This is a genomic window from Nonomuraea zeae (assembly GCF_005889725.1).
GTDB classification, from domain to species: domain Bacteria; phylum Actinomycetota; class Actinomycetes; order Streptosporangiales; family Streptosporangiaceae; genus Nonomuraea; species Nonomuraea zeae.
This window is the reverse complement of sequence record NZ_VCKX01000604.1, coordinates 1-2368: the sequence shown is the minus strand read 5'-3', so window position 1 is coordinate 2368 and position 2368 is coordinate 1. Positions and strand designations below refer to the sequence as shown.

Sequence of the window (2368 nt, the reverse complement as noted above, 5' to 3'; positions counted from 1 at the left end):
GGGCAGGGGCGGGACGCGGGGCCTCGTCCACGGCCCGCGCGATCGCGGCCGGATCGTGCCACGGCGCGGGCGCGTCGAACACGAAACCGTCGAGCACCGCCGCCAGCCGCTCCCTGGACGCCGTCTGGGCGAACGTCCGCCACGTCTCCGTCGGCAGCAGCGTCAGGTTGCGGGTGGTGCCCGCCGAGTCGGCCAGGCGGCCGGCCGCGCGGCGCGAGGCGTCGCTGTAGGCGTAGATCGCCGCGCGCAGGTCGGTGCAGACCCGGTCGAGCTCCGGCCAGCGGGTCAGGATCGTGCCGTGCAGCCCCTGCGCGCGCCGCGCGATCTCCTCGGTGCCCCACAGCTTGGGGGCCTGCTCGCGCAGCTCCTCGATCGTGCCCGTGGTGAGCGTGATCAGCTCGAGCGCCCACAGCCGGAACGCCCGCGCCAGGTTGACCGCGCTCTGCCTGGCCTCGTCGCCGGTGGTGCGCGGGTCGGCGACGTTGAGGTCTTCGAGCGCGAGCAGCCGGTGCATCTCCGACTGGCCGCCGTCGTCCATCATCCGCCGGATGAACATCAGCCCCACCACGCTGGTGAACGAGGCCCGGTAGCGCAGCTGGTTGGGCTTGGGGAACACCTCGCGGATCGCGCCGAGCCCCTTGAGCACCCGCAGCCGGTTGTCGAACTGGTCGCCGGGGTAGGCCCGGCAGGCGAAGCGCATCTGCTCGTGCGTGAGCCACTCCTCGCCCGCCTCCGCGAACGCCGCGAACAGCGTCTCCGCGATGTCGACCAGGGCCGGGTCGTCGACGACCGCGCCGCTGTCGCGCGCCAGCGCGGCGAACATCCGGCGGTAGGTCGACAGGACCGCCTCGTCGGTGAGCACGGCGTCGAGGGTCAGGGACTGCTCGGGCAAGGGGACTGGCACGGGGACTAAGGTACGGCTTCGCACCGACACTCTCGGAACTCAACGCGGCTACCAGCCAGTACCCACGCGCGAGTGACTGCTGGGCGCTAGGGTGATGCCCGGTAATACGGGGGCAAACGCTCTGTAATCGTACATACGGGGTGAGTAACGGGTGCGGATCCGCGTGCTCCGAGGTGATCGAGCCACCGCGGTGATCGCCGGTGCGGTGGCGGTGGGCCTGGTCGGCGCGGCGGCGTGGTTCGGCGTGGGCGTCTCCAGCGCCAACCCCAAGCTGGCCGACGTGGGCGCCTGGCTCTGGACCGCGGCAAAGGGCAAGATCGTGCACGTCAACGGCCTGTCCGGCGAGGTGGACGGCTACCTCGACGACAAGGCGGGCCGGCAGCTGCGCGTCGTGCAGGACGGCGGGAACGTCCTGCTCGTCGACGACGGCACCGGCTACGTCAGCCGCATCGAGCCCGGCCAGCTCAGCGTCGCCCAGACCCGCGACCTCGGCGCGGCCGGGCTGCAGCTCGCGGTCTCCGGCACCGCCGGGTACGCCGTGGACCCGGCGACCGGCAAGATCCAGCAGATCGACCCGGCCACGCTCAACACCATGGGCGCGCCCATCACCCTGCCGGGCCCGCTGGGCGCGGCCCGCATCGACGGCGGCGGCCGGCTGTGGGTGCCGGTGACCGCCAAGGGCGAGGTCGTACCGGTGTCGAAGGGCGTCGCGTCGAGCCCGGTCAAGGTCGGGGAGCCGGGCGAGGAGCTGTCGGTCACGATCGCCGGCGGCCTGCCGGTCGTCGTCAACACCAGGGCCGCCACCGCCACGATCATCGGCGCGGACGGCGGCGTCGGCGAGATCACCCTGCCCAAGGGCGTGGCCCAGGCACCCAAGGGCGGCGTGCTCACCCCGGCCATGACCGAGGGCTCCCTGGTGCCGGTGCTGACGCCCGGCGACTCGGAGCTGCTCGTGGTGATCGACACCGCCTCCAACTCGGTGCTCAGCACCAAGTTCAGTGCGGACGACCCGGCCAAGCTCGGGGTCCCGCAGATGCTCGGCTCCAAGGTGTACGTGCCCGACCAGGGCAACGGCTCGCTCATCGTCTGGGACAGCGCGGCCGGCGGCCACCCCACGACGTTACAGGTGGCCGAGCAGCCCGGGCCGGTGGACGTGTTCGTCAAGGACGGCCTGCTCTGGGCCAACGACGAGAACGGCGACAAGGCGGTCGTCATCGACCCCGAAGGCCGCAAGCACGACGTGGACAAGGACGACTCCGACGTACCGGGTCCGACGAACACCCCCAAACCCAAGCAGACGCCGCGCCCTGAGCCCACGCGGAGCGACACCCGGCCCGAGCCGGACCCCGACCCGATCAAGACGACCACCGCGCCCAGGCCCACGCGCACGGCCGAGAGCGGGCCGGCCCGCGAGCCCACCAGGAAGCCCACGCCCACCCCGACGCCTGTATCTTATACACATCT

1 protein-coding gene and 1 pseudogene are annotated in these 2368 nt (G+C 72.3%); one reads left to right on the top strand and one right to left on the bottom strand.

Annotation, left to right across the window (positions count from 1 at the left end; translation table 11 throughout):
- A partial coding sequence (locus ETD85_RS61660) for a hypothetical protein (protein WP_240780177.1) occupies positions 1-904 on the bottom strand: 904 nt, incomplete at its 3' end.
- Positions 905-1067: 163 nt separating this feature from the next.
- Here ETD85_RS61660 and ETD85_RS61655 point away from each other — a divergent pair.
- A pseudogene (locus ETD85_RS61655) lies at positions 1068-2368 on the top strand (hypothetical protein); the annotation flags it as partial.